The following is a 24,148-nucleotide window of genomic DNA, read 5'->3' as shown; positions in this document are numbered from 1 at the left end:
ATCCTCCCAGGCAAATGAATTAAACTGAGATTACTCTATAATTTTCTAAAATCAATCATTGTCTGACGATAAGTATCTGGCAAACCTGTATCAAAACACTTGCCTTTAACAACATATCCTGTCATTCCCTCTTCCTGACATAATCTATCAAGACAAGAGGTTAACTGAAATTCGCCTCGTTCTCGGAAATTTTGGTTAATGTGTTCTGCTAAAAAGTCAAAAATTTTTGGCGTTAGTAAATACAAACCAAATATGCATAAAAACTCATTTTCTGCCATTCCCTGTACACGAAAATGTTGTTGTGCATACTCAATGGTAGGTTTTTCATAGAGTTGTGTAACTTCTAGAATCGAGTTTAACTCTTGCCAAACTCCTGTTACACATCCAGATGTATGAAGATTTTCGCCTAGCGTTGTAGTTAAGCTAACAACGCTTTGATTAACTTGCTCATAAATATCTAAAAGTTGACTAGCACAAGATTTGTCAATATCGGATGCATAAATGTGGTCGCCCAACATTAGCAAAAACGGCTCATCTTGCACCCAATCTTTGGCACAAAATACCGCATGACCATAGCCTAATTGCTCCTCTTGCAATAATATGGTAACTCTGCTTCCTAAATCTTCGAGATATCGGCTATATTCTTGATTTTGCGGTGAAAGTTTATCTAAAAGTTCTTTTTTCGGTGGTTTTTTCAATAAATCTTCAAATATTTTTTTGTCATCCGGCTGTACCACAATCCCCACTTCTGTAATTCCAGCACTTATTGCCTCTTCAATAATTGCTAAAATTACAGGTTTTGCCCTACCATCTCGATCAATAATCGGAAAAAGTTCTTTTTTCACAACCTTAGTCGCTGGAAACAACCGAGTCCCAAAACCAGCTACCGGAATCACAGCTTTTCTAACTTTATTTTTCTGCATCAATCCTCAATCCTCATCAGCTTAAAATCTCCCCTGCCCCCCTGCCTCTTAGTCACCCCAACTTCTCAAACAACTCCGCTAACACCACATTAGAAAACAAAAACCCTTGGGGATCAATCAAACGCAACCTTCCCTCTGCAACTTCCACCCAACCTTTCTCAAAATATCCTTGCAAACACCAGCAAATCTCCTCTACCTTCTCTTCCCCAAACCCCTCGGCCAACGCCCCCAAACTCACACCTTCCGCCAAACGCAACCCCAACATTAACGTTTCTAACAATACTTCTTTTGGGGGAGTTACATCACAATCAATCACAGCCCCAGCTTGCACCCACTGGTAATACTCCCTAGTTTTGCGCGGACGAGTGAAGCGCTTCCCGTCAACATAACTCGCCGCACCCATACCAAAGCCATAGTAAGGGCGGTTTTCCCAATAGACTCGATTATGCCGACACTGATGACCAGGTTGAGCATAATTAGAAATTTCGTAATGTTCATAACCTGCACTAGTCAAAACTTGCTGCCCCATCTGGTACATTTTGACTGTAGCTTCATCCGTAGGCATTGGAGTATCGCCAGGTTTGTAGTAACGACCAAAGACTGTACCTGGTTCGATGGTAAGATCGTAGATGGAAATGTGAGTGGGTAAAAGTGCCACTGCTTTTAAGAGAGAATCTTGCCATTGATCCAAAGACTGATGCGGCAACCCAGAAATTAAGTCTAAGCTAAATTCGGGAATCTCGACTTGGTGGATTAGTTCCACAGCTGCAAAAATATCTTCAACTGAGTGCGATCGCCCCGCCCTCTGCAATAATTCTGATTGAAAGGCTTGTACACCTAAACTTACCCGGTTCACGCCGACATTGCGATAGCCTGCTATATGGGCTAAATCAAAGGTGGCTGGGTCAATTTCCATAGAAATTTCTGCCCCAGACGCAATACCAAAATACTTCTCTAGTTCTGTTACTATCCGTTGTAACTGCTCTATTGATAGCAGCGAAGGAGTACCACCGCCGAAGAAAATTGTCTTCAGGGGTTGACCCAATGCTGGTGTAATGGCAATTTCTTGACATAGCACCTCAACATATTGGGAGATAGTACCAGATGTTTCGCCCCGCAAGCGATCGCCCACAACAGACACCGGGAAATCACAATAAAAACACCGCCGTCTGCAAAAGGGAATATGTACATACGCAGAACTCGCAATTCCAGAAATACTAAATTTTTGACTCATTTTGAGAAAAGATTAAGTTAAGCCAACTGCGAATTAGAGACAATAAAAATGAGATAAGAATTCAGGAGTCAGCAGTCAAGAGCCAGAATAACTCTAAAATCAAGCGTGAAATCACTTCTAGATTTCATTAAAATTATCAAGTTTGGGTATCAAAGTCTTCTTAATTCTGACTTCTGGATTCTGGATTCTGAATTTTTACAAAATAAGTAGTTTCTTTACAAGTTTTTGTCGTTTTACAACGAAACAATGAAAAATATGAAGATAAAAGCCTTTGGTTATAATAATTGCAGATATTGCCCTACTAAACCCTTAGTGTAAGTCAATATTGATTAGTTTATCTTACCGATAAAATAAAAAATACTTAACTTTATCGGTTACCACAGTTGCAGGAAAACAAGACAACCATGCTTGACGCCATTATTATTTTCTCATTTATTCTAGCAGCGTCGGGAATAGGGTTCTACAGCATTGAACTACTGCCCAATGGCACACTAGATCAGGTAACAAATCTTGAAGCTTTACGCTTAGTTGTTGCCGTCTTTGCCGCTATTATTGGTGGTGCGATCGGGCTGAGTTTCCAGACGACATATCGTCGCCTAGAATCACAAATCAAAGAAATGCCTCTGGAAGTGATCTTAACTCGTGCGATCGGCTTAGTGATTGGGCTATTACTAGCTAACCTCATGCTAGCACCACTATTTTTGCTACCCATCCCGGCGGACTTTGGATTTATTAAGCCACTGGTGGCAGTTGTTGGTAGTATTATCCTCTCCGTTACTGGCATGAATTTGGCAGACACCCACGGACGAGGCTTACTGCGGTTTATTAATCCCAACACCGTCGAATCAATGGTAGTGGAAGGAACCCTAAAACCCGCCAATACTAAAGTTTTAGACACCAGCTGTATTATCGATGGTCGCATTGAAGCGTTACTAGAAACAGGGTTTTTGGAAGGGCAAATTCTTGTACCGCAGTTTGTCTTGCAAGAACTTCAACAAGTAGCGGATGCTAGTAAAGACCAAAAGCGGGTGCGGGGAAGGCGAGGACTAGAAATTCTCAACCGCATCAAACAAGAATATCCCGATCGCATCGTGATTAATACAATTGACTACGAAGATATTCCCACAGTCGATGCCAAGTTAGTGCGCTTTGCCCAAGAAATTAGCGGTACGTTGCTAACCAACGACTACAACTTGTCTAAAGTCGCTAGCGTCCAGAAAGTCCCTGTTTTAAATGTAAATGATTTAGTAAACGCCGTCCGTCCCAGTTATTTACCAGGCGACAACCTTGATTTGAAAATTCTCAAGGAAGGCAAAGAACCCAGTCAAGGTATTGGCTACCTAGACGACGGCACAATGGTAGTCGTTGAAGAAGGCAGCAGTTATGTGGGTGGCGAACTGCGAGTAGTAGTTACCAGTGCTTTGCAAACCACCGCAGGAAGAATGATTTTTGCCAAACCCCAAGCTTCAGCATTGGCGTGAGGGAAATATTCGGTGCAATTAAATATAAATTGTGCGTACGCGCAGCGTCGGCGCAGCCATCGGTGCAGGTTGACTGCACCGATTATTTATTTGGACTCACCAGAGTCAGTTACCTGCAAATACTGTAACTGCTCAATTGATAACCCTGTCAACCTTGCTATCTGTTCTAATGGCATACCAGTATTAAAAAGATTGCTTGCCACTTCAAGTAAAGCTTCAGCTTTGCCTTCAGCTTTGCCTTCAGCTTTGCCTTCTTCTAAAATATCTTGATAAATCACTGACTCGCGCATAATATCTGACCTCAAAACTCGTCTGATAACCTCTTTCTCTAATACTAAACCAGCTAAAATCGCCGTGGAAGCAGCAATATTACTTTGATTTCTTGATTCTGTCATACTATTAATTTCTCGTGCAACTTGGTTAAGCACGGCTTCTGGATCAATTGTACTACTCAAAACTGCAAAGGGTAACAGTCCAGGCGTCCTTAGAAATACTTCAGTTGGTTGTTCCCAGAGTCTGATAACTGAAAATTCATGCCTTGTCCCAGCAATTGTAAATGTATTTTGTTGCACCAAATCTGAATTTGTCTGCTTGAGGTAAATCACAACTTGATGCATTGCTTTGCCTGGAAAGCGGCGATATACTCGCAACCGATAGTCAATCATCCGAAAAGGAATTTCAGGATCAGCTTGGGTTTGAAATTCCAAATGTAAAATATTTTGCTCCGACTGTAGCAGAATTAGGGCATCAGCACGAATGGGCTCGAGAGATAATTCTTTTGGACTGAGTTCGGTTAAAGTGATGGGTTCGCCTAATAACCAAGTGGCGAAGTCGCTGGAGAAATTTTCAGCTAAAAATTTACAGATATTGTCAAACATTTTAAAATTTTACCAAATAGCTCACTCATTTGCTATTTATCCGAAATTTTTTAATCAAAACATCTATATATCCTAATTTTCATCAATATTTAATAGTAAATTATTTGATTATTTAAAGAAAGGAATTTTTTTATTTGTAAGCGTAATTAAAAATTAATTAAACTGGTGGTTATAAGTTATTAGCCTTTTGAGCATTATGAAGCGCATTTACACTATGTTTAATATTTTTACAATAACTTCATTATTTGCTTTTGTATTTGCTGGTGCTACTACTTTATTACTCGTGCAGACAGTCACAGCTAAACCAGTACAGACAAAAAAGCAAGTAAATCAACCAATACATACCATTTAACTCAAGAGTACGAATATACCCTGCAAATAATAGCCTACCAGCAAGTCGTATGATTACGATTGAACGTGTTATTAAAAGGTCTAGTAAGATGCAAATAACAGAAGCAAAACTTACAACATACGAGGAATTTGCAGCCAAAACAGGAGAGTACAAATCATCGATTTCTAACAACCGGATGGTGTGGATAGTGACTGGTTTTGTTCATCAAGGTGAGTTAAGGATGTCTAAAGGTAGAAGCGTCTGTACCGATAACGCTAAACTTGTGGAAGTAATGGATGCAGAAACTGGCGATTCTTTTGGTAGAAGTATTTACTGTCCCCCCAACAACGTGATAAATTTTATGCCGTAAATTTGCCGCATAAATGGAGGGATACTATATAAAAACGTATCTTAAAGCGATCGCTTCTACAAGAGTTGTGAATATACCAATTTGGGTAGCAATAAGCCGTAATTCCGCGCTTGGCGATCGCTTCATTATCTATAGTGATGGCAAGTTAGCCCGTCAGCACTAAGTTTAATACTCATAAATCTCTAATGGCAAATTATCTGGGTCTTTAAAAAAAGTAAATTTTTTATTTGTAATTTCATCAACTCTGATATTTTCTACCTCTATTCCTTTCGATTTTAAATAAAAAACAGTTTCCTCAACATCATCAACTTTAAAAGCAAGATGTCTTAAACCACAAGCCTCTGGTTTACTAGGTCGTTCTGGAGGATTTGGGAAAGAAAATAGCTCTATTTGAGCATTTTCTCCAACTCGTAAATCTAATTTATAAGAATTTCTCTCGGCGCGAAAAGTCTCTTGAATAATCGGAAATCCTAAAACTTCTACATAAAACTTTTTGGAGCGATCGTAGTCAGAACAAATAATAGCTACATGATGAATGCCAGTAGTTTTCATTGGATTTTGCTTATTTTACTACATTTATTAAGAGAGTGTACGTAGGTGCTAACATAACCAGATTACACTCTCTCAAGTATAGATTAAGCTTTAATCTTTTTAATTGATCTTACCTTTCTTTTCAGGAACAAGCCAATGCTGCCAACAAGAAATGTGCTACCTAAAGTACTAGGTTCAGGTACTTGTCGATAAGAAACTATACCGTAATCGGAAGTTTCGGAGGAAACAGAAAATAATGTTCCAGTAATGTCGTAACTTTTGTTAGGATTAGCTTTATCAAGGAAGCTGTACAGCAATCCAATAGGTGCGTTATCTGCTAAGGATACAGTTGGAAATGCAACGGGATAATTTGGGTATTCAACATCATCAGTTGCGGTATAAATATTGGGGTCATTATCGAATTGAAAAGTTAGCAATTGAACTGGTGCTACGGGGATATTATCATTGTTGAAAGTTGCGTCATCAAAGCTAAATAGACCGTTACCTTTAGCAGTATAACTATCAACATTGAACGCATAATTAATAATTGTACCCGATGCAGATTTAGTGGTTAAGGTAGCTAAACCCAGAATCAGAGTAGTAGCGATCGCTAGTTTTTGAAACAATTTCATCTCAATTTTCCTGTTGCATTAGATAAATAAACTATTTAAACCCTGTAGAGACGTAGCTACGTCTCTACGTTTTCACCAGACGCCTAATACTTACTTCTTAGCGCCAGTAGAGTTATTCGTTTCACTCAATTGCCAATCCTTTAGAAGTTGAGCGCGGTTTTGTCGTAAGTCTTTACCGTTACGTTCTTCAGGATAAGGAATATTATTGCCCTTAATTCCTGTCCAAATAATTTCGTTGAATTCTTCTGGGTCGACCTTATCTTCACCAATAAAATCGAAACCCTTGGTTATAGCAGCCCACCATTTTGCATCATTGAGAATGGGCATAGCTGCTGTATTTTCAACATTGGGGTCTTGGCAGGCTGGTACTAGTTTCGGATCTACAGATTTAGCACACAAGTTACCCGGCACAATAGCTGTGTAAGGCTCAAAATTCGGTTCTCTTGTGAAAGCATCTGACATTGGTTCGGCATTAGCATCAGTAATTGCCAAATAGTTAATGTTTAACAAATCCTCCATTGTCCGCAAAATATTAATGGTGTTGTAGTTAGTGCTAATGAGCGCACCCCGTTTTGTATAGGGCGAAATAACGTAGGCTAACGAACGGTGGGAATCAACATGATCGGGCCCATTTTGAGAATCATCTTCAATGATGAAAATTGCTGTTTCTTTCCACTCCGGCAGATGAGAAATTTTCTCTACCAGCTTGCCAATAGCATAGTCATTGTCTGCCATTTGCAATTCAGGAGTATTTAGTCCAAATAAAGCAGTGCCAAAGGAACCAAAATGATCGTGAGATAAACGCACAAGCATTAAATTGGGTAATCCATTTTGCTTAAGATCCCTTTCCCATTCGTTGTACAAATAAATATCGGCATTATTTTGATCGAATGAGCGGAAGTAAAGATCGGTTTTATCCAACAATGCAGTTTTAGTAACGGGTGCTTGAGGAATCTTGTCAGCGTAAGGGGTTGGGGAAATGGGGATATAAGCTGGGTTTTTCGGATCGGGTTTAGTAGGATCAGTTTGGCTAGTGGTGTAAGGAATTCCGTTATCAACAAAGAAACCGTAATTGCGTACAGTCTTGCCAGCACGTAGCGCCGTATCCCACAGATAACCACCAATGGCATCCGGCTGGAGATTACCATCTCCTTCGGGAGCATCAACATCTCTATCTCCAGGTAATATGGAAGACTGCCCAGAAGGATCTAAAACTCCTGTTATACGGGTATTGATTGGCGAGTTATTCGAGGAAGTTTGCGGGAGTCCAAGACTGATATTCCGATTTGTACCTTCGTAATCGTAGGTTAAGCCGTTAAAGCCAGCGTTACCGTAAAGAACTGATTGACTTTTTTCGGTGTAGTCTGTAGTACGAGCGTAAGTAGACCAGTTCCAACCTACTCCACTAGATTCGCCACTGTCGTAGAAGTTATCAAAAGTTGCAAAGCCAAGGGAAAGCTTGTGATGGTTGGGTGAAATCTTGTAGGGAAACAAGGTAAGTGCTGGATCGCCATTACCGATAGGTAAGTCACCGAGTACCTGGTCGTAGGTACGGTTTTCTTTAACTATATAGATAACGTGCTTGATTTTGCCTTGTAAATACCTCATTGTCCGGTCAGGACGACGACTATAAAAACCGTTGTTTTTGTCTACCTGCGTTGAAAGCATAGCCAAAGTACTGCTACTTGGCACTGGAATAATTGAGATCCCAGCTTTTTCTAAAGCCCAGGTGTAATCGTTTTTAAAATTAGTGTTACGTGCAAGTCCTGCTGGTGTCGTTCGACTGTTTGACGGGTTGGGGCCGGAATTGCTCTTGGCATTGACAACGTAAAGTCTTTGACCATCAAGGCTGACACTTACGGAATTAGGATACCAGCCAGTGGGGATGCGTCCATTCACACCACCACCTTGCAAGTCCACAACAGCGATCGCATTCTCGCCGCCTAGAGTAACATAAAGTGTTCGTCCATCTGGGCTGAGAGTTAAAGAGTTGGGATTAGCACCTTTATATTTCTCACCAGGGCGAGACAGAGAGATGGTTTGAACAACTCTATTGCTATTTGTATCAATGACTGAAATCGAGTCATCATTACCATTAGCTACATATAGTCGATTTTGATCGGCCGAAAGCAGTACTTTGTTTGGCTGGCTACCTATTGGTATACGGGTGATTTTTCCAGAAGTAATTTCAACAGCAACTACTTCGTTATCGCGCTGGCTACTAATGAAAACTTTAGCTGCTTGACCATTTTCTGCGCTTTTGATAGCGACATCAAAAGGAAATTCACCGGTTGCTATTTTATCGCCTGCCCTAAAGAACTTAATTTCTTTAGTTACCTTACGGGTAGGAGTGTCAACGATTGATATAGAGTCATTTTCAAAGTTTGCAGCCACCAAGGTCTTGCCATCTTTACTAACTGCAATACCCGCTACAACTGCTCCTGTACTTACAGCCTTAGCTGGTGTATCCTTCAACAAACCACCATCGTATTTAGGGAAGGGTGCAGTTTGGTTAGAATTGTGACCTAGTAAAATAAAGGGAGCATCTGGTACGTACTGACTACCATTAGACGCATAAACATACACGCGATCGTCAATCCCGCCTGAGACAAAGAAGCCTGAGGCATCTTTAGCCCAAGCCAAACCGTTATAGGTATTAGGAATATTAATTTGTTGTTTTTTAACTAACTTACCGCTAGTGACATCATATACAAAAACCCATTCTGCTTTTGGGGTTGTTGTACCACTTGGCTTACCAGTTACCGGATCTAATACAGGATAGGTGAAAGTACTACCTGTATTTTCATCCTTGAAGTTTTGGTTATAGCCACTGGTAAGCACCAGTAGAGTTTTTCCATCAGGGCTGAGGGCTGTGCTTACGGCTTCAGCAGCATCAGCATTATCATCTGTACGCAAACCAGTTCCTAAAGGTGCAAACGTCGAGCCTGGTGCTGCTGCCGGTGTGATTATTTGACCTGTAGGTAGCAAAGCTGCTCCACTCTCTGAGTTACCAACGGGTCTGGTAGTTCCAGCGCTAGCTGATTGGATACTTGCACTCAAGCTACTTAACAGCAAAAGACTTAATAGATACCCTTGGTTTCTACTAATTTTCATGCAATTTTTCTATAATAGGGATAACAATAACTATTCAAGTACAGATGTTTATGGTTGATGGTTAAGCCATCAGTAATTTTTGGTTATATTTTGGTAGTAGCGGATTTACTATATTAAGTTTTTAATTTTGAATTGTTAATTTTACTTTTGGATTGTAAGTATTTAATTTTTACGTTTTAGACTTTATCTTTACCAATTTTTATTATATATAATATGGTTTTTATTTGTTTCTCACTAGCAGATTTTGAGTGCTACTAGTGAAAGTTTTATACAAAATTTAATATTTTTAATTAATCTAAGCTTAACTTTTGCTTAACCACTGATAATAGATACTAAAAAAGTAAAAAAACTGACAATATTTTTTAATAAATACTGTCTTTTCACAATAAAAGTGATATGCCCAACAAAAGTCTTATTTTGTCATTGTTAATGTTATTTGCAATGGCTCCTGCTGCCAATGCAGAGGTTAAATTGATTGCAGTTGGGAGCCTAGATGGTAAGATAGGTGATCGCTCCACCGAAACATCTGCTCCCCTAGAAAATAGCGTTGCGGGAAATCTCTTGGGTGGTCTAGGGTCGGGACTAGCCTACGCTGGGAATAATACCTTTATCGCTATCCCAGACCGGGGCCCAAATGCGGTGGTGTACAATAGTGCTGTGAGTGATACAGCATCCTATATCAACCGCTTCCAAACTATCAAACTGGAACTTGTACCAAGCGAACTTGGTTCAGCGTTGCCCTTCACCCTTACCCCTTCCTTGATTGACACAACTCTGCTGTTGAGCAAAGACCCTCTTTACTACGGAAGTGGTGCTGGATTGGGTGTACCTAGCGGTGTCCCAGCCTTGAATACCAAGAATAAAAACTATTTCACTGGACGCTCAGACAACTTCGACCCCAACCAAATCTCAACATATCCCAACAATGCGCGTTTTGATCCTGAAGGGGTGCGTGTATCCAATAGTGGAGAGCAGATATTTATCTCGGATGAATACGGCCCGTATATATATGAATTTAACCGTAATACAGGTAAGCGGATGAGGGCGTTTAACCTACCTAGCAAGTTTGCAATCAGCAACTTGAGTCCCGTTAGTGATATAGAGATCAGTGGTAACACCTCCGGCCGGGTTGCGAACAAAGGCATGGAAGGACTTGCAATTACTCCCAACGGTAAAACCCTGATTGGAATTTTGCAGAGTCCACTGCTCCAGGACGGTGGTACTAATGGGGCTTATACCAGAATCGTCAAGATTGACATCGCCACAGGTGCAACTGAGGAATACGCCTATCAGCTAGATAATATTGGTACGCCGACTAAACCGAAATATCCCACCGTCAGTGAAATTTTGGCTATCAGCGATCGCGAATTATTAGTAGATGAACGCGATGGCAAGGGTTTGGGCGATGGCTCTAAGGCTGTCTTTAAGAAGATTTACCATATCGATCTGACAAATGCTCAAGAAGTTAGCAATATCACCGGGGAAAATAATCTTGCTGGCAAGGCGGTTAGTAAGACCCTGTTCCTTGATGTGGTGGCTGCGCTGACTCAATACGGCATCAAACAAGAAGACATTCCTGCCAAGCTTGAAGGTTTAGCTTTCGGAGAAGATGTGACGATTAATGGAGTCGAAAAGCATACATTGTTCATCTCCAATGACAATGACTTCGTTGGTACTTTACCCTCGGATACCTACCATTCAACAAGTGTTGACAACCCAAACAAGTTTTTCGTTTTTGGGGTTGACAGTACTGATTTGCCGGGTTTTGTACCGCAGAAGATTAAAGGAAAAAATTGATATTGAGTTGGGTTGATAGCGATGTCTACGACGGGCTATTCGGCGTCGCTAGAAGCATGTAGAGTAAGCATCTTGCCGACTCTACATGCTTAACTATTTTCGCTTGTTTGCTAGTTGTTATCGTTCAGCACGCGGAGAGTTCCAGTTGATGGAATAATTATTGGGTGCAAAGGTGTAAGCGTAGAACCCAGGAGTGATTCCTGTTACTGCATTGGGAACCCAAACCGAGAAAAAGTTTTTTACAAAACTGCCGCAATATTGAGTTTGTTCAGCGTAGGGGATTGTAAAGTTTGGGGTGTTTCCAATACAAAAAGGATGGTTTCCTTGCCACTCGTTACCTGAATCACTAGTGGCATAAAGGTAGTAGCGAGTGTTATTGAGTGAGTAAAGAGTTTGTATGCATGAGCCAGGTGTTTGAGATAACGGGAATCGACCTTGGGTAGTCCAAGTACCATTGTTGTAGTAGCTGACTATGACATTAAGATTTTCACCCGATTCGTTGCAAACATAGAAACCTGGTGATGGCTCGGCAGAAGCTTTTTGATTTGGTAGGGCTACAAATGTCATACCAACAAATAAAGCTGCAAGAGTTGCAGTTTTTGTGCAATAATTTAAAATGAGTCTCAATAGCATATAAAAAACCCCAAGTTAGTTAAGAAATAAGTACAGAACTCTTGAGGAATATTACGATTTACGTCACAAAATATGGGTCAAGTTGAGCTAAGGAATGCAGATACTAGTACGAACTACAACAGTGTTCATGCAACAGTTGATAATATCTACATTCTTAATGCTAACGAGTTAATTCCGATGCTAAACCGCTTACCCCAAGCTACCGCAAAGTCAAGAAATTAAGGATTTTAAAAATCTTTTAGGAGCTGGTATAGCTACTTAGCTATTAAACCAATTCGCAATTTGCAATTACGTTTTGTAACGGGAATTTAACCCCTACACAAAACCTGATGCCTGTAGAGGCAGGGGACTTAAACTCCCACCACTTATTAAAAGATTTTATAAAATTAATAATAGAATTTTTTATAATTCTTTTATAGAAGAATTAAATAACTTAACTATATATTTGAGATTTTGAGCGTGTTTAAAAATTTGTTTAGTAGCGCTATTTTATTATTCTTGTAGAGTAAAATGTGAAACTTTTACCTGGGTTAGTATGAGGGTTCATGTCACTAGGAGCAAAGTAAGCTAAAAATTTGCTGGACACTTGCTTTCACCAAAGCCAATACCGCGCAAAGAAGTTGAGAGGCATTGGCTCAATGCTTTTCTTATCAGTTAGCCAGGATCTAGCAATTAAGGTGTCAGGAGTACTGATATTATAAGAATAAGCGAGATAATCACCTAGAGGTTACTAATTCTGTAAAACGGTTTTTGATACAATCCTAGTTTTCTTAAGGTCTGCTTCAGAAAGTTCTTCTCCAGCTTGCAGACGAGTGGCAGAGGTTTGCAACAATGATGTCTCGGCAGTCAGTGTGGAGTTTTGGGCTGTCAAAGAGCCACCACAGCAGAATATGGGTGTCGATAAGGTAGCTCATTCCCATTGCTGAAGTTCTTCTTCTGGCAGTGGTTCAAAGAAAGCATCGCCGAGTTGTCCTTTTAATAAACCAGGGGTGCGGGGTTGTGTACGTTGTTGACTTAAACCTAGTCGAAAGTAGTGAATTAGGTCATAACGTTAATCAGCAACGCTGAATTTTTACTATTCCTGTAAAACAGTCTTTGATACAATCCTAGTTTTCTTAAGGTCTGCTTCGGAAAGTTCTTCTCCAGCTTGCAAGCGTGTGGCAGAAGTTTGCAATACTGTCGCCGCCCCTTTATCTCCAATTTGTAAAGCGGTTTTAGCCGCCGTTTGCAACATCGTGGCTGCACCAGTGCGATCGCCTTGTTGCAATTTCGCTTCAGCTAACTGGGTTTGCCGATACTTCGCTAATGTTAAAATAGACTGATGCACCTGGGGATTAGAATCTGGTTGATATGCCCGCACTACATCTGCATACACTGGCACGAGGGACGAAAGTAAACCTTGTTCGTTAACCAACGGGTTATCATAACGAATTTGCAGATGCCCGATCGCTTGTTTACCCTCTGGTAATTGTCCCAGATAAATGTTCGCCAAAACTACCCGTTCTACATCCTGCATCAAATCTCCCAAACGTACAGCAAAGCTACCATCAGCTTCGGGTTCAACTGGTAACTCAATTGTGTCCGGGGCAACTTGGGCAATGGGTTTCAATTCTGCTAATCGGACATTGGGCACTAGAGATAACAGCAAGTACGCATTAGTTAGCCCAATCGACTGAATCCTTCCAAACAGTCGGCTAAATTGCTCCACAGCTTGTTCAGGGCGTTCAATATGCGCTAAAGTCCCACCACCGACATCAGCAATTTTTTCTAGTAAATCCTGATTCCAGCTATTGCCAAATCCGAAAGTGTTGATAGTTAGGTTCAGTTTGGCAGCTTTTTGCGCTAGTTGAACACAGCGTTTGTTGTCATCTCGCCCAATATCCCACTTCCAAATCCGCAAACCGCTTTCACCATGCCCATCCGTCAGCAGAAATGCCTGGGAAACAGCGCCTCTTGTCCCCTTCATCAGTTCTGTAATTCCCAATTCCAAACCATCAGCGATCGCAGTGCCGCCGCTAGCAGTCAGTTTGCTTTTTATTTGAGATTTGATGCTTTCGGGGTCTTCGATCGCTTGGTTTGGGATAATGACTTCCGCAGTACCAGAAAAAGCCACAACTGAAATGCGATCGCCTACTTTCAACCGATCGATTAATCCTTCCACTGCCTGGATCACCGTTTTAATTGGTTGTCCATGCATGGAACCACTTCTATCCAAAATCAAGCAGAGATTAAGGGGCAGATTTTGGTCAAACTCATCAGCGATAGCAAAAATTGTAATTGCTAGTTGACGTTGGCTACTTGTTTGAGCCATATCAACATTATTGTCATTTAACGCCGAGAGCAATTTAACTTTCATCTAAACCTGAGTTTACTGGGGAGGGGTATCTTGCAAAACTGTTTTAGAGACAATCCGGGTTTTCTTGCGATCGCTTTCAGATAAATCTCCACCAGATTGTAGCTGGGTGGCAGAAGTTTGCAACACCGTTGCCGCCCCAGTATCTCCCATTTGCAGTGCAGTTTTAGCAGCCGTTTGTAGCATCGTCGCCGCACCAGAGCGATCGCCCTGTTGCAATTTCGTTTCGGCTAGCTGGGTTTGGCGATACTTAGCTAATGCTAAGATAGAATGTTGCATCTGGGGATTCGGGTCTGCTTGGTAATTTTTCACTACATGGGCGTAAACTGGGATATTTGCTGTAACTAAACCTACTTTGTTGGCGGCTGGATCATCGTAGCGGACTTGCACATGAGCGATCGCTTGTTCACCTGTTGGCAATTGTCCCAAATAAATATTAGCTAAGATTACCCGTTCTGCATCTTTCATTAAATCTCCCAACCGCACAGTGAAACGTCCATCAGCTTCTTGTTGCAGTGGTAACTCAATTGTGTCTGGGGAAACTTGGGCCACAGGTTTAAGTTCTGCGAGGCGGACATTGGGCATTAGGGAAAATAACAGATAAGCATTAGTCAATCCTACAGTTTGAATACGGCTAAACAGGCGATTGAACTCTTCCACTGCCTGTTCGGGTTTTTGAATATAAGATAAAGTACCTAGGCCAGCATCAGCAATTTTTTCTAAAACATCTTGGTTCCAATTGTCACCAAATCCCAAAGTGTTTAAAGTCAAATTATAGCTAGCAGCCAATTGAGCAAATTTTAAACAGCGATTATTATCACCGTGTTCATTTTCACCGTCGGTTAATAAAAAAGCTTGGGAAACAGTATCTTTTTTACCCTTTGCCAACTCCTCAATGCCTAAGCGCAATCCTTCATCAATCGCAGTTCCACCATCGGCGGCGAGGCGATTAATTTGCTGTTTGATTTTCTCTGGATCTTCGACACTTTGATTGGGTACTAAGACTTTGGCACGGTGATCAAAAACTACAACACTGAGGCGATCGCCAGGATTGAGTCTATCTACCAAACGATTCGCGGCTTTTTTGACCGTTTCTAGCGATCGCCCATTCATCGAACCACTATGATCGAGAATTAAGCATAAATTCAGAGGTACATGGCGGTCTTGATTTTCTGCCTTCGCTGAAATCGAAATTCCCAACTGACGTTGACTGTTCAGTTGATTTGCGTCCAAATTACCATCATTCAAGGCAGGCTGCAAATTAACCTTCATAACTCAAAGTCCCTATTCAGGATATACATACTAAAAAATAACTTCAAAGCACCACTTTAGCTCTACGGAAAACCTATCCAACACAAATACACTAATATAATCAGAATATCTTAGAAGCCAAGCATTGGCAGATGCGAAGCCACCTTTAGCATTAGGGAGAAATCCGCACCTTAAGGAAGGCTGGCATCGCGCTAGGATGTATTACAGTTAACGGCATAGTTTCAGGCGATCAGTTGCTATGGACATTTCCCCAATTAAGGCTGTTCAAGCCCCATATTACGGCGATAATTTTTACCGGACACCACCGCCAGATTTACCTTCCCTCTTATTGAAGGAGCGAATTGTCTATATTGGGATGCCTCTGGTGCCTGCTGTCACGGAATTAATCGTGGCTGAATTGCTGTTTTTGCAATCTGACGACCCCGAAAAACCGATTAAAATCTATATCAATTCCACCGGCACTTCCGGTTACAGTGGCGAACCCATTGGCTTTGAAACCGAAGCTTTCGCCATTTTTGACACCATGAAATATATCAAACCTCCTATCCACACCATTTGCGTCGGTTCCGCAATGGGTATGGCCGCGATGCTACTCAGTGCTGGTACAAAAGGTTGCCGCGCTAGTTTGCCTCACTCCTCGATTATCCTGCATCAGCCTAAGAGCTACGCCCAAGGTCAAGCAACGGATATTCAAATTCGCGCCAGGGAAGTTTTGGTAAATAAAGGGGCGTTAGTTGATATCTTGCATCGCACCACTGGACAGGCTCCAGAAAAAATTACTAAAGACATGGATCGGCTGTTGTATTTAACACCCTACGAAGCGAAGGAATACGGTTTAATTGACCGAGTTTTTGAGAAAGAAGAACTCGCCAATCCCCCACTCCCTGCCAGTGTCCTTTAGTGAGTGCTAAGTAGAGACGCGATTAATCGCGTCTTTACAGGAGTTATGAGTTATTTCTAACTCTCCTATCGTCCGCAAATTATTAAGAACGGAGTAAATTATGCCTATAGGCGTTCCTAAAGTTCCTTACCGGATGCCCGGAGGACAATATACAGATTGGATTAGCATCTACGATCGCCTTTACCGGGAACGGATTATATTCTTGGGGCGAGATATTGATGATGAAATTGCCAATCAGATTATTGCTGTAATGCTGTATCTGGACTCAGACGATCCAGGTAAAGATATTTATATATACATCAATTCCCCTGGTGGAATGGTTACATCTGGCATGGCTATTTTTGATACCATGCAACATATCAAATCAGATGTAGTGACTATTTGCGTCGGTTTAGCAGCTTCAATGGGGTCTTTCCTGCTGGCTGCTGGCACCAAAGGCAAACGACTAGCATTGCCTCACTCACGGATTATGATTCACCAGCCTTCAGGTGGCACCCGTGGACAAGCAAGCGATATCGAAATTGAAGCTAGAGAGATTCTGCGGATTCGTCACCAGCTCAATGGCATTTATGCCGATAAAACTGGTCAGACCATAGAAAAGATTGAAAAAGATATGGATCGCGACTTTTTCATGTCTGCCGAAGAAGCAAAACAATACGGTTTAATCGACCGTGTAATTGAAGAACGAACCTCGATAGTAACAGGAGAGTAGGAAGACAGAGGGCAGGGAGCAGGGGGAGCAGGGGAAGCAGGGGGAGAGTAAAAACTCCTAACTCCCGACTCCCGATTCCCCACTCCCCATTCCCCTTCTTTAAACAAACTGTAAACATTGAACTTAAAAATAGCAAATTAGCCCTTATTATTAATAGTTCAGGCGTGAAGCAGATAGCTTAATAGCCTCTTGCTGGATATTCGATAGCTCATAGCTCAAGATGGATCTTGGAGATTGCTACCGTTTACTAGGTTTGAGATCGGGAGCTTCTTTTGCTGACATCAAAGCGTCTTACCGACGATTGGCGCAGCAATATCATCCCGATATCAACCCAGATGACAACAAAGCCAAAGATAAGTTTATTGCGTTGACAGAAGCGTACAAACTCCTGCTGACTGTGGTACTGCCAGAGGAAACTGTGGCATATTCAAGTCAGGTGTCAACATCTGGTGTGCGTGGTGATGCTAAGGCAACGCATAGGCAGAAAACACCAGTAACAACGGTGACAAGCCAAGAACCAGGGAAACCAAAGCCGCCTAATGTGCTGGAAATAGAAGAACGGCTGAAGTGGAAAACTTATGAGCAATTGCAGCGATTTTTGCAAGAAAGACGATTTCCGCAAGCGATCGCCCTAGCGGAAGCTTTAGCAGATCGTTTGTCAACAGATGCAGAAGTTCGCCAATGGCTAGCGATCGCCTATCAAATTTGGGGACGGGCGCTAATTTCCCAAAACCAGCTGCTTAAAGCCAGAATTTATCTCAAAAAAGCTCTGAAGACAGACCCCCATAATAAAAGTCTCTGGTATGAAGTGCAGCGTGATTTCCAACGATTAGAACAAATTTTTTAAAGATTTACAAAATTTATTGAAAACCAAAATTTCATTTCCAGGTTCTAAGAAGGAAAAGGAAATAGTCTTCATTGGGCTACTTGCCACTAAGACGGGAGGCGGGAGCCTCTCAAAGAGCATTCCCAGTCTCAGACTGGGAACGAGGTAGGAATGACGAATTACGAATTACGAATTACCGCCATCCGCGCAACACTGCTCCTAATGTAGCGATTCCCTCAACAATCTTCTGAGTTGGCTGAAAGCTAAAAGCTAATCTGATAGCATTATCCCCCTCTCCATTGGTGTAGCAGCGAGTCCCAGGTAGAAAACTGACGCCGTGTTCACTGGCAGCCATTAAGAGTGCTTTGGCGCTAATGTCTGAGGGCAATTTACACCAAACGAAGAAGCCGCCATCGGGACGCAAAGCAACTACATCACTGGGAAACTCTTGAGCGATCGCTTCTAATAACAAATTGCACTTATGCTTGTAGCAGGCAATTAACTCCTGAATGTGATTCTCTAATTTGCCTGTGGCACAATAGCGGGCGACCACATGACTGACAAATGGCCCCACCGGCCCCTCACTTTTGAACATTGCCAGCCGCTCAATAATCGCTGGATCGCCACAAGCCCATCCCAACCTGATACCGGGCGCAATAATTTTTGAGAAAGTACTCACATATAATACCCACCCCTCCTTGTCGAGGGTTGCCAGAGGGGGCACAGTTTCTCCTTGGAAGCGCAAATCGCTATAAGCATCGTCTTCTACTACCATCACGCCATATTCAGCCGCTAATACTACCAGTTTTTGGCGGCGAAATAACGGCATAGTAGTGCCTGTGGGATTGTGAAAGGTGGGGATGGTGTAAATAAACCGGGGCCGGATGCCTTGCTTCTTCAAATCGCTCAATGTTACTTCTAAGGCATCTACATCCATCCCCAACTCATCCACCGGAATGGTAATTATGCGTGCGCCAGCGTGGACAAATCTCACAACTACTCCCAGGAAAGTTGGTCCTTCGACAATTACCACATCACCAGGTTCGACAAACACATCTGGTAGCAAGCCCAGAATTTGACCAGAACCATAGCCAATGATTAGGCGATCGCGATCGGTAGTGATTCCTTTTGCCTGCAAGCGGAGGATAATTTGCTCGTATAGTTGAGCTGAAGGTGGGCCGTAATTGAGAGCGAGGGGAGCCTCTTCTGCCAGCACAGCAGCACTTGCAGTAGCCAAGTGAGCGTGAGGAAAGAGAATTGGGTCAGCTAAACCGTAGGTAAAGCTGACAGTGGTGATTTTGGTTAACTCTGTACTATAAGTTGGTGGTGCGATGTTTCTAGCCCGTTCGGCGAACAAATCAGCAATTCGGTAAGCAGGGGTAGTGGCAGCCATAAGAAGTTCAAAATTGGAAGTCAAAATAGAGAACACACAAGAAGACAATTAGCGAAAAGTCAGATTGGAGGAAGCCTTTAATCTGTCAGCGCAGTGGGGGAACAAGCATCACTTTTCAACAAAAGGGGGGTCTTAAACTTTCGTCAGGAGCCAGAATTCATAGTGGATTCTGGCTCCTGACGGATGTATTCTTCCTTATAACATGATGAGGAGTATCGTGAATATTGCCTGATAGAAGGGAATTACTGACAGTGAAATTAATTAACCTCAAGTGGCAGCAGCTAATTCTAAGCTTAGGCTGTCTACTACTGATTATTGCCTGTAAAAGTTTCTATCCCACTACTAACCCAAATGCTAAACTTCTTAAGGTTGCTACAGACCCTACGTTTATCCCTTTTGAAATCCAAAGGGCTAGCGGGAACTTGGAAGGTTTTGATATTGATTTTATGAATGCGATCGCTAAAGTAGCAGGTTTTGCAGTCCAGTTTGAAAGTCTGCCCTTTGATTTAGCGATATTTATCCCACCAGCAACACAAATCTCGGTTTTGCAGTCCCGTTTGAAAGTCTGCCCTTTGATGGCATGATCTCGACTTTGCAAGCCAAAAGAGTCGATGCTGCAATTAACGGAATCACTATTACCACCGAACGTCTGAAAACAATTGCTTTTTCACGACCTTATTTTAAAGCTGGACTAGCGATGTCTACGACGGGCTACGCCTACGCTATCCGCGAAGACAATCAAAATATTAAAGACTTCAATAGCCTTAAAGGTAAAAAAATCGCTGTACAAATTGGTTCCACTGGGGCAGATTTTGTCAAAACCATCCCCAACGCCAAAATTAGTACTTTTAGTTCTGGGCCAGAATTTTTCCAAGACTTACTCAATGGCAATGTTGATGCTGTGGTTAGCGATGCTTTCGCAACTTTGTATGCGATTAAAAATGGCAAACTCCAGGGCATCAGAGTTGTTGCCGACCTGCTCACCCAAGAATACTACGGGATTGCTACACCTAAAGACTCCCTCCATCTAGATGCAATTAACAAAGGTATAGCGACCTTGTTATCCAATGGCACTTACAAGCAAATTTATCAAAAATGGTTTAACGTTGACCCTCCGCAATTGCCAGATTCTTGGGAATAGGGCATTGGACATTGCTTCTTTCTCCCTCATCCCCCTCATCTTCCCCACTCCCCACTCCCCATTTATAAGCAATTACCAGCCAATATATTAAATATTTATCTAATATGCGTCACAATTAATACTGCCACCAAAATTCATTGATAAACTACAATCTCTTGTAGGTCTACTGTATTCAGGGACAGCCAATTGTGGCACCTTGGATCTTAGTGGCTAGAAGCACCTTGGAGCAGGAATAAAGGAACTTCCACTATGCTGATTTGCCCTCAGTGTAAATTTGAAAACCCCAATAGCAATAAATTTTGTCAAAGTTGTGGCACATCCCTGACTCACAAGGTTTGTCCTGAATGCAGTACCGATGATGTACCTGTGAATGCACTACGTTGTCATAACTGTGGCACGGAATGTGGAAAAGTGTTTTGGGCAATTATTGCTAAGGAAACGATTACGAAAGCTTTGGGAGTAGAGAAAGATGAAGGAGATGTGAGAGTTGAGGGAGATGAGGAAGATGAGGGAGCAATATCTTCTTCATTATCCCCTAGTTCTCAGATTGCACCAGGCTCCTATTTAGACTCCCAAGAGCGCTATCAATTGTTAGATCCGCTACCTGCCCAAACGGAAACTGCCACCATTAATGATGTAGGGGTGAGAGTTCTAGACTGCCAGCCGTATCAAATATCACCCATTGAGGCAATACTAGCAAGTCAACAATCGGATTTGCTAACGCCATCAGTAGAAGCAAGTAGAATTCCTCACCTTGCTAAACTTTATATTGCATTACAATACCAAGATCAGCTGGGGATACCGCCGATTCATGATGCATGGCAACAGGGAAATATGCAGATAGTCATAATCGAAGACCGCTCACATTGGCAGCTTTTACTCGATTTATGGCAAGAAGAAACCACAAGTTCGTTAAAAATTTTACACTGGTGTTATGAAATGACCCAACTTTGGGCATTATTGGAACCAGTAGGTTGTCGTCAAAGCCTTTTAGATTTGTCGAACTTGCGATTGGATGAAGACCAAACGCTGGCGCTACAAAGATTGTATGTGGAATCATCCAATTCTTGGTCTGTCACCGAGTCGCCAGAAGATGCCGAAGGCCAAACATCTGCTATTCTAGAGCAACCGTTAACCATTCAAGCTTTGGGGCGGGTTTGGCAAGCACTATTTAGGCAATCTCAACGCACTCAATTTGGCCCTGTAGTCCAGATGTTGGGGGATTTAGAGGTCGGTAAGATTCAGACGATGGCACAATTGCAATCGCGTTTGGAGGAAATCTCTATTGAACTGGAAGCACTAGAAAACGCAACTTTACCCCCAATAACGGAGAAAAATACTGCTGTGCCCACTATCCCGCAATCAGATGAGCCAGAAGATATCATTAGCACAACTGATGATATGCCTACGGTTGTACTGGCGATGCAGTTAAGTAGCTTAGAAGATGCAGGACGCACAGATGTAGGGCGTCAACGTCATCATAACGAAGACTACTTTGGCATTGAAACCAAAATTCAAAAGCTGGAGTTGCCCAAAAGTCGAATCCTGCAAGGGCATGGTTTGTATATTCTCTGTGATGGGATGGGTGGACACGCTAGCGGCGAAATAGCCAGTGAGTTAGGAGTCAACACCCTACGGCAATACTTTCAAGAACACTGGATTACTAACCAACTGCCAACAGAAGATAGCATTCGTGAGGCAGTGTTTTTAGCGAATGAGGCGATTTACAAGCTCAATCAACAAGATGCCCGTTCTGGAGTTGGGCGCATGGGTACAACTCTGGTAATGCTCTTAATTCAAGATACTCAAGTAGCAGTTGCTCATGTGGGAGATAGCCGTCTCTATCGCCTGACGCGCAAGCGGGGACTAGAACAAGTCACAGTAGATCACGAAGTTGGGCAACGGGAAATTACACGCGGAGTGGAAGCAAGCATAGCTTACGCTCGCCCGGATGCCTACCAACTTACGCAAGCTTTGGGGCCTCGTGACGAAAACTCGATTAATCCCGATGTGGTTTTTTTTGAGATCAATGAAGATACTCTTATGCTGTTGGTATCGGACGGTCTATCAGATAATGATTTAATAGAAACCCATTGGCAGACTCACTTAGAACCCTTACTTAGTTCTGGCGTTAACTTAGAACAGGGCGTTACTGACTTAATTGATTTGGCGAACCAACACAATGGTCACGACAACATTACTGGTATAATTGTCCGGGCAAAAGTACGCCCAAATTTGGAAAGTTGAAAAAATGGGGAGTGGGGAATCGGGAATCGGGAATGGGGCATGAGGACTGGGAAATAATTTTCCTAATACCTAATCCCTACTTCCTAATCCCTACTCCCCACTCCCCACTCCCCATTCCCCATTCCCTCTTAACTTGTAGGTTGTATTGTGGTTAGTCTGACTCTGTTAGAACCGCAACAGAAAACGCCCCTCCAGCAGTGGTGCTTTGAGAACTCTTCCATAATTCGGATTGGTCGAGCGGCAGATAATCATGTTGTTTTAACTGATAGTTTAGTTTCGCGGCATCATCTAGAACTGAGACACGATTCTGCTGACAATGGCGGTGGTTGGCGGCTGATTAGTCAGGGTACGAATGGGACTTTCCTCAACGGTATCCTTGTAATTCAGAGTCCGTTACCAGATAATTCATTGTTGCAATTGGCACAAGGAGGCCCAATACTGAAATTCCAAATTCAGGATGTAACAGTACTGGAAACTGGCGTGCGATCGCAACAACTGCAAGAAACAGAAGAAAACGCCGTTGCAACGCTCCACTCTGCCCAAGGTAGATACACTTGCACCCATGAAGGCAATTCCCCAAACAATCTGTTTTGCATCCACTGCGGACAACCTCTCTCAGTACAACAGAAAATTCGCCATTATCAGGTGTTGCGAACCATTGGACAAGGAGGCATGGGTACTACTTATCTGGCTTGGGATGCGGCTGGTCAGATTGCGGGTATGCCACAACTGCTGGTGTTGAAGCAAATGAATGCTGATATGGTAAAAATTGCCAAAGCTCAAGAATTATTTGAGCGAGAGGCGTATACTCTCAAATCCCTTAACCATCCAGGAATTCCCAAGTATTACGACTTCTTTGTAGAAGACGGAAAAAAATACTTAGCAATGGAACTAATCCACGGACAAGATTTAGAGAGACGTGTCTATACTACTGGGCCAGTTACACCAAGCCAGGCGATCGCTTGGATGATCCAAACCTGCGATATCTTAGACTATCTTCATAGCCAAGAGCCGCCACTGATTCACCGCGACATTAAACCCGCTAACCTGATGGTGCGAAGTTCACTAAATCGCATAGTGCTGCTAGATTTTGGCGCAGTTAAGGAAATTGGCACAGCGCCTGGTACTCGTATTGGTGCAGAAGGTTACTGCGCTCCTGAGCAAGAACGAGGACAACCTTTGACTCAATCTGATTTGTATGCAATTGGGCCAACGGTGATTTTTCTACTCACAGGCGAAAACCCTTTCAAGTATTACCGCCAACGAGGGCGAAACTTCAGGTTTGATGTGGCAAAAGTTCCCACCATTAGTTCCCAATTAAGAGATGTGATTGATCGCGTTACAGAACCATTGCCACGCGATCGCTATCAAACTGCAAA

General features: G+C 42.4%; 23 protein-coding genes. 12 read left to right on the top strand and 11 right to left on the bottom strand.

Translation table 11 applies throughout. From position 1 onward, the window contains the following. Positions 1 to 35 precede the first annotated feature (35 nt). Positions 36 to 923, bottom strand: a complete 888-nt coding sequence (locus tag V7K25_RS10745; RefSeq protein WP_335157673.1) for a UTP--glucose-1-phosphate uridylyltransferase — start codon at positions 921 to 923, stop codon at positions 36 to 38. A 52-nt stretch (positions 924 to 975) separates the two neighbouring features. Beyond that, positions 976 to 2,157, bottom strand: a complete 1,182-nt coding sequence (gene hemW / locus V7K25_RS10740; protein WP_335157671.1) for a radical SAM family heme chaperone HemW — start codon at positions 2,155 to 2,157, stop codon at positions 976 to 978. Between the two features lie 404 nt (positions 2,158 to 2,561). Between hemW and V7K25_RS10735 the strand changes: the two genes are divergently transcribed. Then, the gene (locus V7K25_RS10735) at positions 2,562 to 3,638 is read left to right on the top strand and encodes a PIN/TRAM domain-containing protein (protein ID WP_335157669.1); all 1,077 of its coding nucleotides are present in this window, start codon (positions 2,562 to 2,564) and stop codon (positions 3,636 to 3,638) included. Positions 3,639 to 3,724: 86 nt separating this feature from the next. Here the strand turns inward: V7K25_RS10735 and V7K25_RS10730 are convergent, their stop codons facing one another. Further along, on the bottom strand, positions 3,725 to 4,516 hold the full coding sequence (locus V7K25_RS10730; protein WP_335157667.1) for an Rpn family recombination-promoting nuclease/putative transposase: 792 nt from the start codon (positions 4,514 to 4,516) through the stop codon (positions 3,725 to 3,727). Positions 4,517 to 4,730: 214 nt separating this feature from the next. Here V7K25_RS10730 and V7K25_RS10725 point away from each other — a divergent pair, with 214 nt between their 5' ends. Further along, positions 4,731 to 4,868, top strand: a complete 138-nt coding sequence (locus V7K25_RS10725) for a hypothetical protein (protein ID WP_335157666.1) — start codon at positions 4,731 to 4,733, stop codon at positions 4,866 to 4,868. A gap of 88 nt (positions 4,869 to 4,956) precedes the next feature. Further along, positions 4,957 to 5,217, top strand: a complete 261-nt coding sequence (locus V7K25_RS10720; protein WP_335157664.1) for a hypothetical protein — start codon at positions 4,957 to 4,959, stop codon at positions 5,215 to 5,217. Between the two features lie 165 nt (positions 5,218 to 5,382). Here V7K25_RS10720 and gloA2 read toward each other — a convergent pair whose 3' ends face one another. The 3 genes from gloA2 to V7K25_RS10705 all read right to left on the bottom strand — a co-directional run bounded on the left by gloA2 (position 5,383) and on the right by V7K25_RS10705 (position 9,494). Then, positions 5,383 to 5,769: an SMU1112c/YaeR family gloxylase I-like metalloprotein gene (gene gloA2 / locus V7K25_RS10715; protein WP_335157662.1), complete on the bottom strand. Its 387-nt coding sequence runs from the start codon at positions 5,767 to 5,769 to the stop codon at positions 5,383 to 5,385. 83 nt (positions 5,770 to 5,852) lie between these two features. Further along, positions 5,853 to 6,380 carry a PEP-CTERM sorting domain-containing protein gene (locus tag V7K25_RS10710; RefSeq protein WP_335157660.1) on the bottom strand — a complete coding sequence of 176 codons (528 nt, stop codon included), beginning with the start codon at positions 6,378 to 6,380 and terminating at the stop codon, positions 5,853 to 5,855. 90 nt (positions 6,381 to 6,470) lie between these two features. Continuing rightward, positions 6,471 to 9,494: a beta-propeller fold lactonase family protein gene (locus tag V7K25_RS10705; RefSeq protein WP_335157658.1), complete on the bottom strand. Its 3,024-nt coding sequence runs from the start codon at positions 9,492 to 9,494 to the stop codon at positions 6,471 to 6,473. Between the two features lie 396 nt (positions 9,495 to 9,890). Between V7K25_RS10705 and V7K25_RS10700 the strand changes: the two genes are divergently transcribed. Then, positions 9,891 to 11,291 carry an esterase-like activity of phytase family protein gene (locus V7K25_RS10700; RefSeq protein ID WP_335157656.1) on the top strand — a complete coding sequence of 467 codons (1,401 nt, stop codon included), beginning with the start codon at positions 9,891 to 9,893 and terminating at the stop codon, positions 11,289 to 11,291. A gap of 117 nt (positions 11,292 to 11,408) precedes the next feature. On the opposite strand, the gene V7K25_RS10695 is transcribed toward V7K25_RS10700, so the two are convergent. Continuing rightward, positions 11,409 to 11,924 carry a DUF1036 domain-containing protein gene (locus V7K25_RS10695; RefSeq protein ID WP_335157654.1) on the bottom strand — a complete coding sequence of 172 codons (516 nt, stop codon included), beginning with the start codon at positions 11,922 to 11,924 and terminating at the stop codon, positions 11,409 to 11,411. 72 nt (positions 11,925 to 11,996) lie between these two features. On the opposite strand from V7K25_RS10695, the gene V7K25_RS10690 reads away from it, so the two are divergent. Then, the gene (locus V7K25_RS10690; protein WP_335157653.1) at positions 11,997 to 12,146 is read left to right on the top strand and encodes a hypothetical protein; all 150 of its coding nucleotides are present in this window, start codon (positions 11,997 to 11,999) and stop codon (positions 12,144 to 12,146) included. Positions 12,147 to 12,654: 508 nt separating this feature from the next. Here V7K25_RS10690 and V7K25_RS10685 read toward each other — a convergent pair. The 3 genes from V7K25_RS10685 to V7K25_RS10675 form a co-directional block, all read right to left on the bottom strand. Then, complete coding sequence (locus V7K25_RS10685; RefSeq protein ID WP_335157651.1) at positions 12,655 to 12,795, bottom strand: hypothetical protein; 141 nt, start codon at positions 12,793 to 12,795, stop codon at positions 12,655 to 12,657. A 204-nt stretch (positions 12,796 to 12,999) separates the two neighbouring features. Then, positions 13,000 to 14,280, bottom strand: a complete 1,281-nt coding sequence (locus tag V7K25_RS10680) for a vWA domain-containing protein (protein WP_335157649.1) — start codon at positions 14,278 to 14,280, stop codon at positions 13,000 to 13,002. A 12-nt stretch (positions 14,281 to 14,292) separates the two neighbouring features. Continuing rightward, positions 14,293 to 15,549 carry a vWA domain-containing protein gene (locus V7K25_RS10675; RefSeq protein ID WP_335157647.1) on the bottom strand — a complete coding sequence of 419 codons (1,257 nt, stop codon included), beginning with the start codon at positions 15,547 to 15,549 and terminating at the stop codon, positions 14,293 to 14,295. Positions 15,550 to 15,787: 238 nt separating this feature from the next. On the opposite strand from V7K25_RS10675, the gene V7K25_RS10670 reads away from it, so the two are divergent. The 3 genes from V7K25_RS10670 (at position 15,788) to V7K25_RS10660 (ending at position 18,009) form a co-directional block, all read left to right on the top strand. Further along, entirely contained in the window at positions 15,788 to 16,450 is a 663-nt protein-coding gene (locus tag V7K25_RS10670) for an ATP-dependent Clp protease proteolytic subunit (RefSeq protein ID WP_335157645.1), read from the top strand. A 100-nt stretch (positions 16,451 to 16,550) separates the two neighbouring features. After that, positions 16,551 to 17,162 carry an ATP-dependent Clp protease proteolytic subunit gene (locus tag V7K25_RS10665; protein ID WP_100901456.1) on the top strand — a complete coding sequence of 204 codons (612 nt, stop codon included), beginning with the start codon at positions 16,551 to 16,553 and terminating at the stop codon, positions 17,160 to 17,162. Between the two features lie 220 nt (positions 17,163 to 17,382). Next, a complete protein-coding gene (locus V7K25_RS10660) occupies positions 17,383 to 18,009 on the top strand; it encodes a J domain-containing protein (RefSeq protein ID WP_335157643.1) in 627 nt (208 codons plus the stop codon). Positions 18,010 to 18,181: 172 nt separating this feature from the next. Here V7K25_RS10660 and V7K25_RS10655 read toward each other — a convergent pair whose 3' ends face one another. Then, on the bottom strand, positions 18,182 to 19,381 hold the full coding sequence (locus tag V7K25_RS10655; RefSeq protein WP_335157641.1) for an aminotransferase-like domain-containing protein: 1,200 nt from the start codon (positions 19,379 to 19,381) through the stop codon (positions 18,182 to 18,184). 251 nt (positions 19,382 to 19,632) lie between these two features. Between V7K25_RS10655 and V7K25_RS10650 the strand changes: the two genes are divergently transcribed. The 4 genes from V7K25_RS10650 to V7K25_RS10635 all read left to right on the top strand — a co-directional run. Then, on the top strand, positions 19,633 to 19,965 hold the full coding sequence (locus V7K25_RS10650; protein WP_335157639.1) for a transporter substrate-binding domain-containing protein: 333 nt from the start codon (positions 19,633 to 19,635) through the stop codon (positions 19,963 to 19,965). Continuing rightward, a complete protein-coding gene (locus V7K25_RS10645; protein WP_335157637.1) occupies positions 19,962 to 20,522 on the top strand; it encodes a transporter substrate-binding domain-containing protein in 561 nt (186 codons plus the stop codon). Before V7K25_RS10650 ends, V7K25_RS10645 begins: the two co-directional genes overlap by 4 nt. 249 nt (positions 20,523 to 20,771) lie before the next feature. Beyond that, entirely contained in the window at positions 20,772 to 22,769 is a 1,998-nt protein-coding gene (locus V7K25_RS10640; RefSeq protein WP_335157635.1) for a serine/threonine phosphatase, read from the top strand. 147 nt (positions 22,770 to 22,916) lie between these two features. Beyond that, on the top strand, positions 22,917 to 24,148 hold a 1,232-nt coding region (locus V7K25_RS10635; RefSeq protein WP_335157633.1), incomplete at its 3' end, for a protein kinase domain-containing protein.

Origin of the sequence: Nostoc sp., assembly GCF_036919495.1 — a bacterium.
Lineage (GTDB): Bacteria > Cyanobacteriota > Cyanobacteriia > Cyanobacteriales > Nostocaceae > Nostoc.
This window is presented reverse-complemented; position numbering and strand designations above follow the sequence as displayed.

Excerpts from the sequence above, each read along its gene's own strand:
- V7K25_RS10665 (WP_100901456.1), top strand. The coding sequence starts at position 16,551 with ATGCCTATAGGCGTTCCTAAAGTTCCTTACCGGATGCCCGGAGGACAA.
- V7K25_RS10720 (WP_335157664.1), top strand. The coding sequence starts at position 4,957 with ATGCAAATAACAGAAGCAAAACTTACAACATACGAGGAATTTGCAGCC.
- V7K25_RS10660 (WP_335157643.1), top strand. The coding sequence starts at position 17,383 with ATGGATCTTGGAGATTGCTACCGTTTACTAGGTTTGAGATCGGGAGCT.
- V7K25_RS10710 (WP_335157660.1), bottom strand. The coding sequence starts at position 6,380 with ATGAAATTGTTTCAAAAACTAGCGATCGCTACTACTCTGATTCTGGGT.
- V7K25_RS10725 (WP_335157666.1), top strand. The coding sequence starts at position 4,731 with ATGTTTAATATTTTTACAATAACTTCATTATTTGCTTTTGTATTTGCT.
- V7K25_RS10670 (WP_335157645.1), top strand. The coding sequence starts at position 15,788 with ATGGACATTTCCCCAATTAAGGCTGTTCAAGCCCCATATTACGGCGAT.
- V7K25_RS10655 (WP_335157641.1), bottom strand. The coding sequence starts at position 19,381 with ATGGCTGCCACTACCCCTGCTTACCGAATTGCTGATTTGTTCGCCGAA.
- V7K25_RS10735 (WP_335157669.1), top strand. The coding sequence starts at position 2,562 with ATGCTTGACGCCATTATTATTTTCTCATTTATTCTAGCAGCGTCGGGA.
- V7K25_RS10645 (WP_335157637.1), top strand. The coding sequence starts at position 19,962 with ATGATCTCGACTTTGCAAGCCAAAAGAGTCGATGCTGCAATTAACGGA.
- V7K25_RS10680 (WP_335157649.1), bottom strand. The coding sequence starts at position 14,280 with ATGAAAGTTAAATTGCTCTCGGCGTTAAATGACAATAATGTTGATATG.
- hemW (WP_335157671.1), bottom strand. The coding sequence starts at position 2,157 with ATGAGTCAAAAATTTAGTATTTCTGGAATTGCGAGTTCTGCGTATGTA.
- V7K25_RS10700 (WP_335157656.1), top strand. The coding sequence starts at position 9,891 with ATGCCCAACAAAAGTCTTATTTTGTCATTGTTAATGTTATTTGCAATG.
- V7K25_RS10705 (WP_335157658.1), bottom strand. The coding sequence starts at position 9,494 with ATGAAAATTAGTAGAAACCAAGGGTATCTATTAAGTCTTTTGCTGTTA.
- V7K25_RS10690 (WP_335157653.1), top strand. The coding sequence starts at position 11,997 with ATGGGTCAAGTTGAGCTAAGGAATGCAGATACTAGTACGAACTACAAC.
- V7K25_RS10730 (WP_335157667.1), bottom strand. The coding sequence starts at position 4,516 with ATGTTTGACAATATCTGTAAATTTTTAGCTGAAAATTTCTCCAGCGAC.
- V7K25_RS10695 (WP_335157654.1), bottom strand. The coding sequence starts at position 11,924 with ATGCTATTGAGACTCATTTTAAATTATTGCACAAAAACTGCAACTCTT.
- V7K25_RS10675 (WP_335157647.1), bottom strand. The coding sequence starts at position 15,549 with ATGAAGGTTAATTTGCAGCCTGCCTTGAATGATGGTAATTTGGACGCA.
- V7K25_RS10640 (WP_335157635.1), top strand. The coding sequence starts at position 20,772 with ATGCTGATTTGCCCTCAGTGTAAATTTGAAAACCCCAATAGCAATAAA.
- V7K25_RS10745 (WP_335157673.1), bottom strand. The coding sequence starts at position 923 with ATGCAGAAAAATAAAGTTAGAAAAGCTGTGATTCCGGTAGCTGGTTTT.
- gloA2 (WP_335157662.1), bottom strand. The coding sequence starts at position 5,769 with ATGAAAACTACTGGCATTCATCATGTAGCTATTATTTGTTCTGACTAC.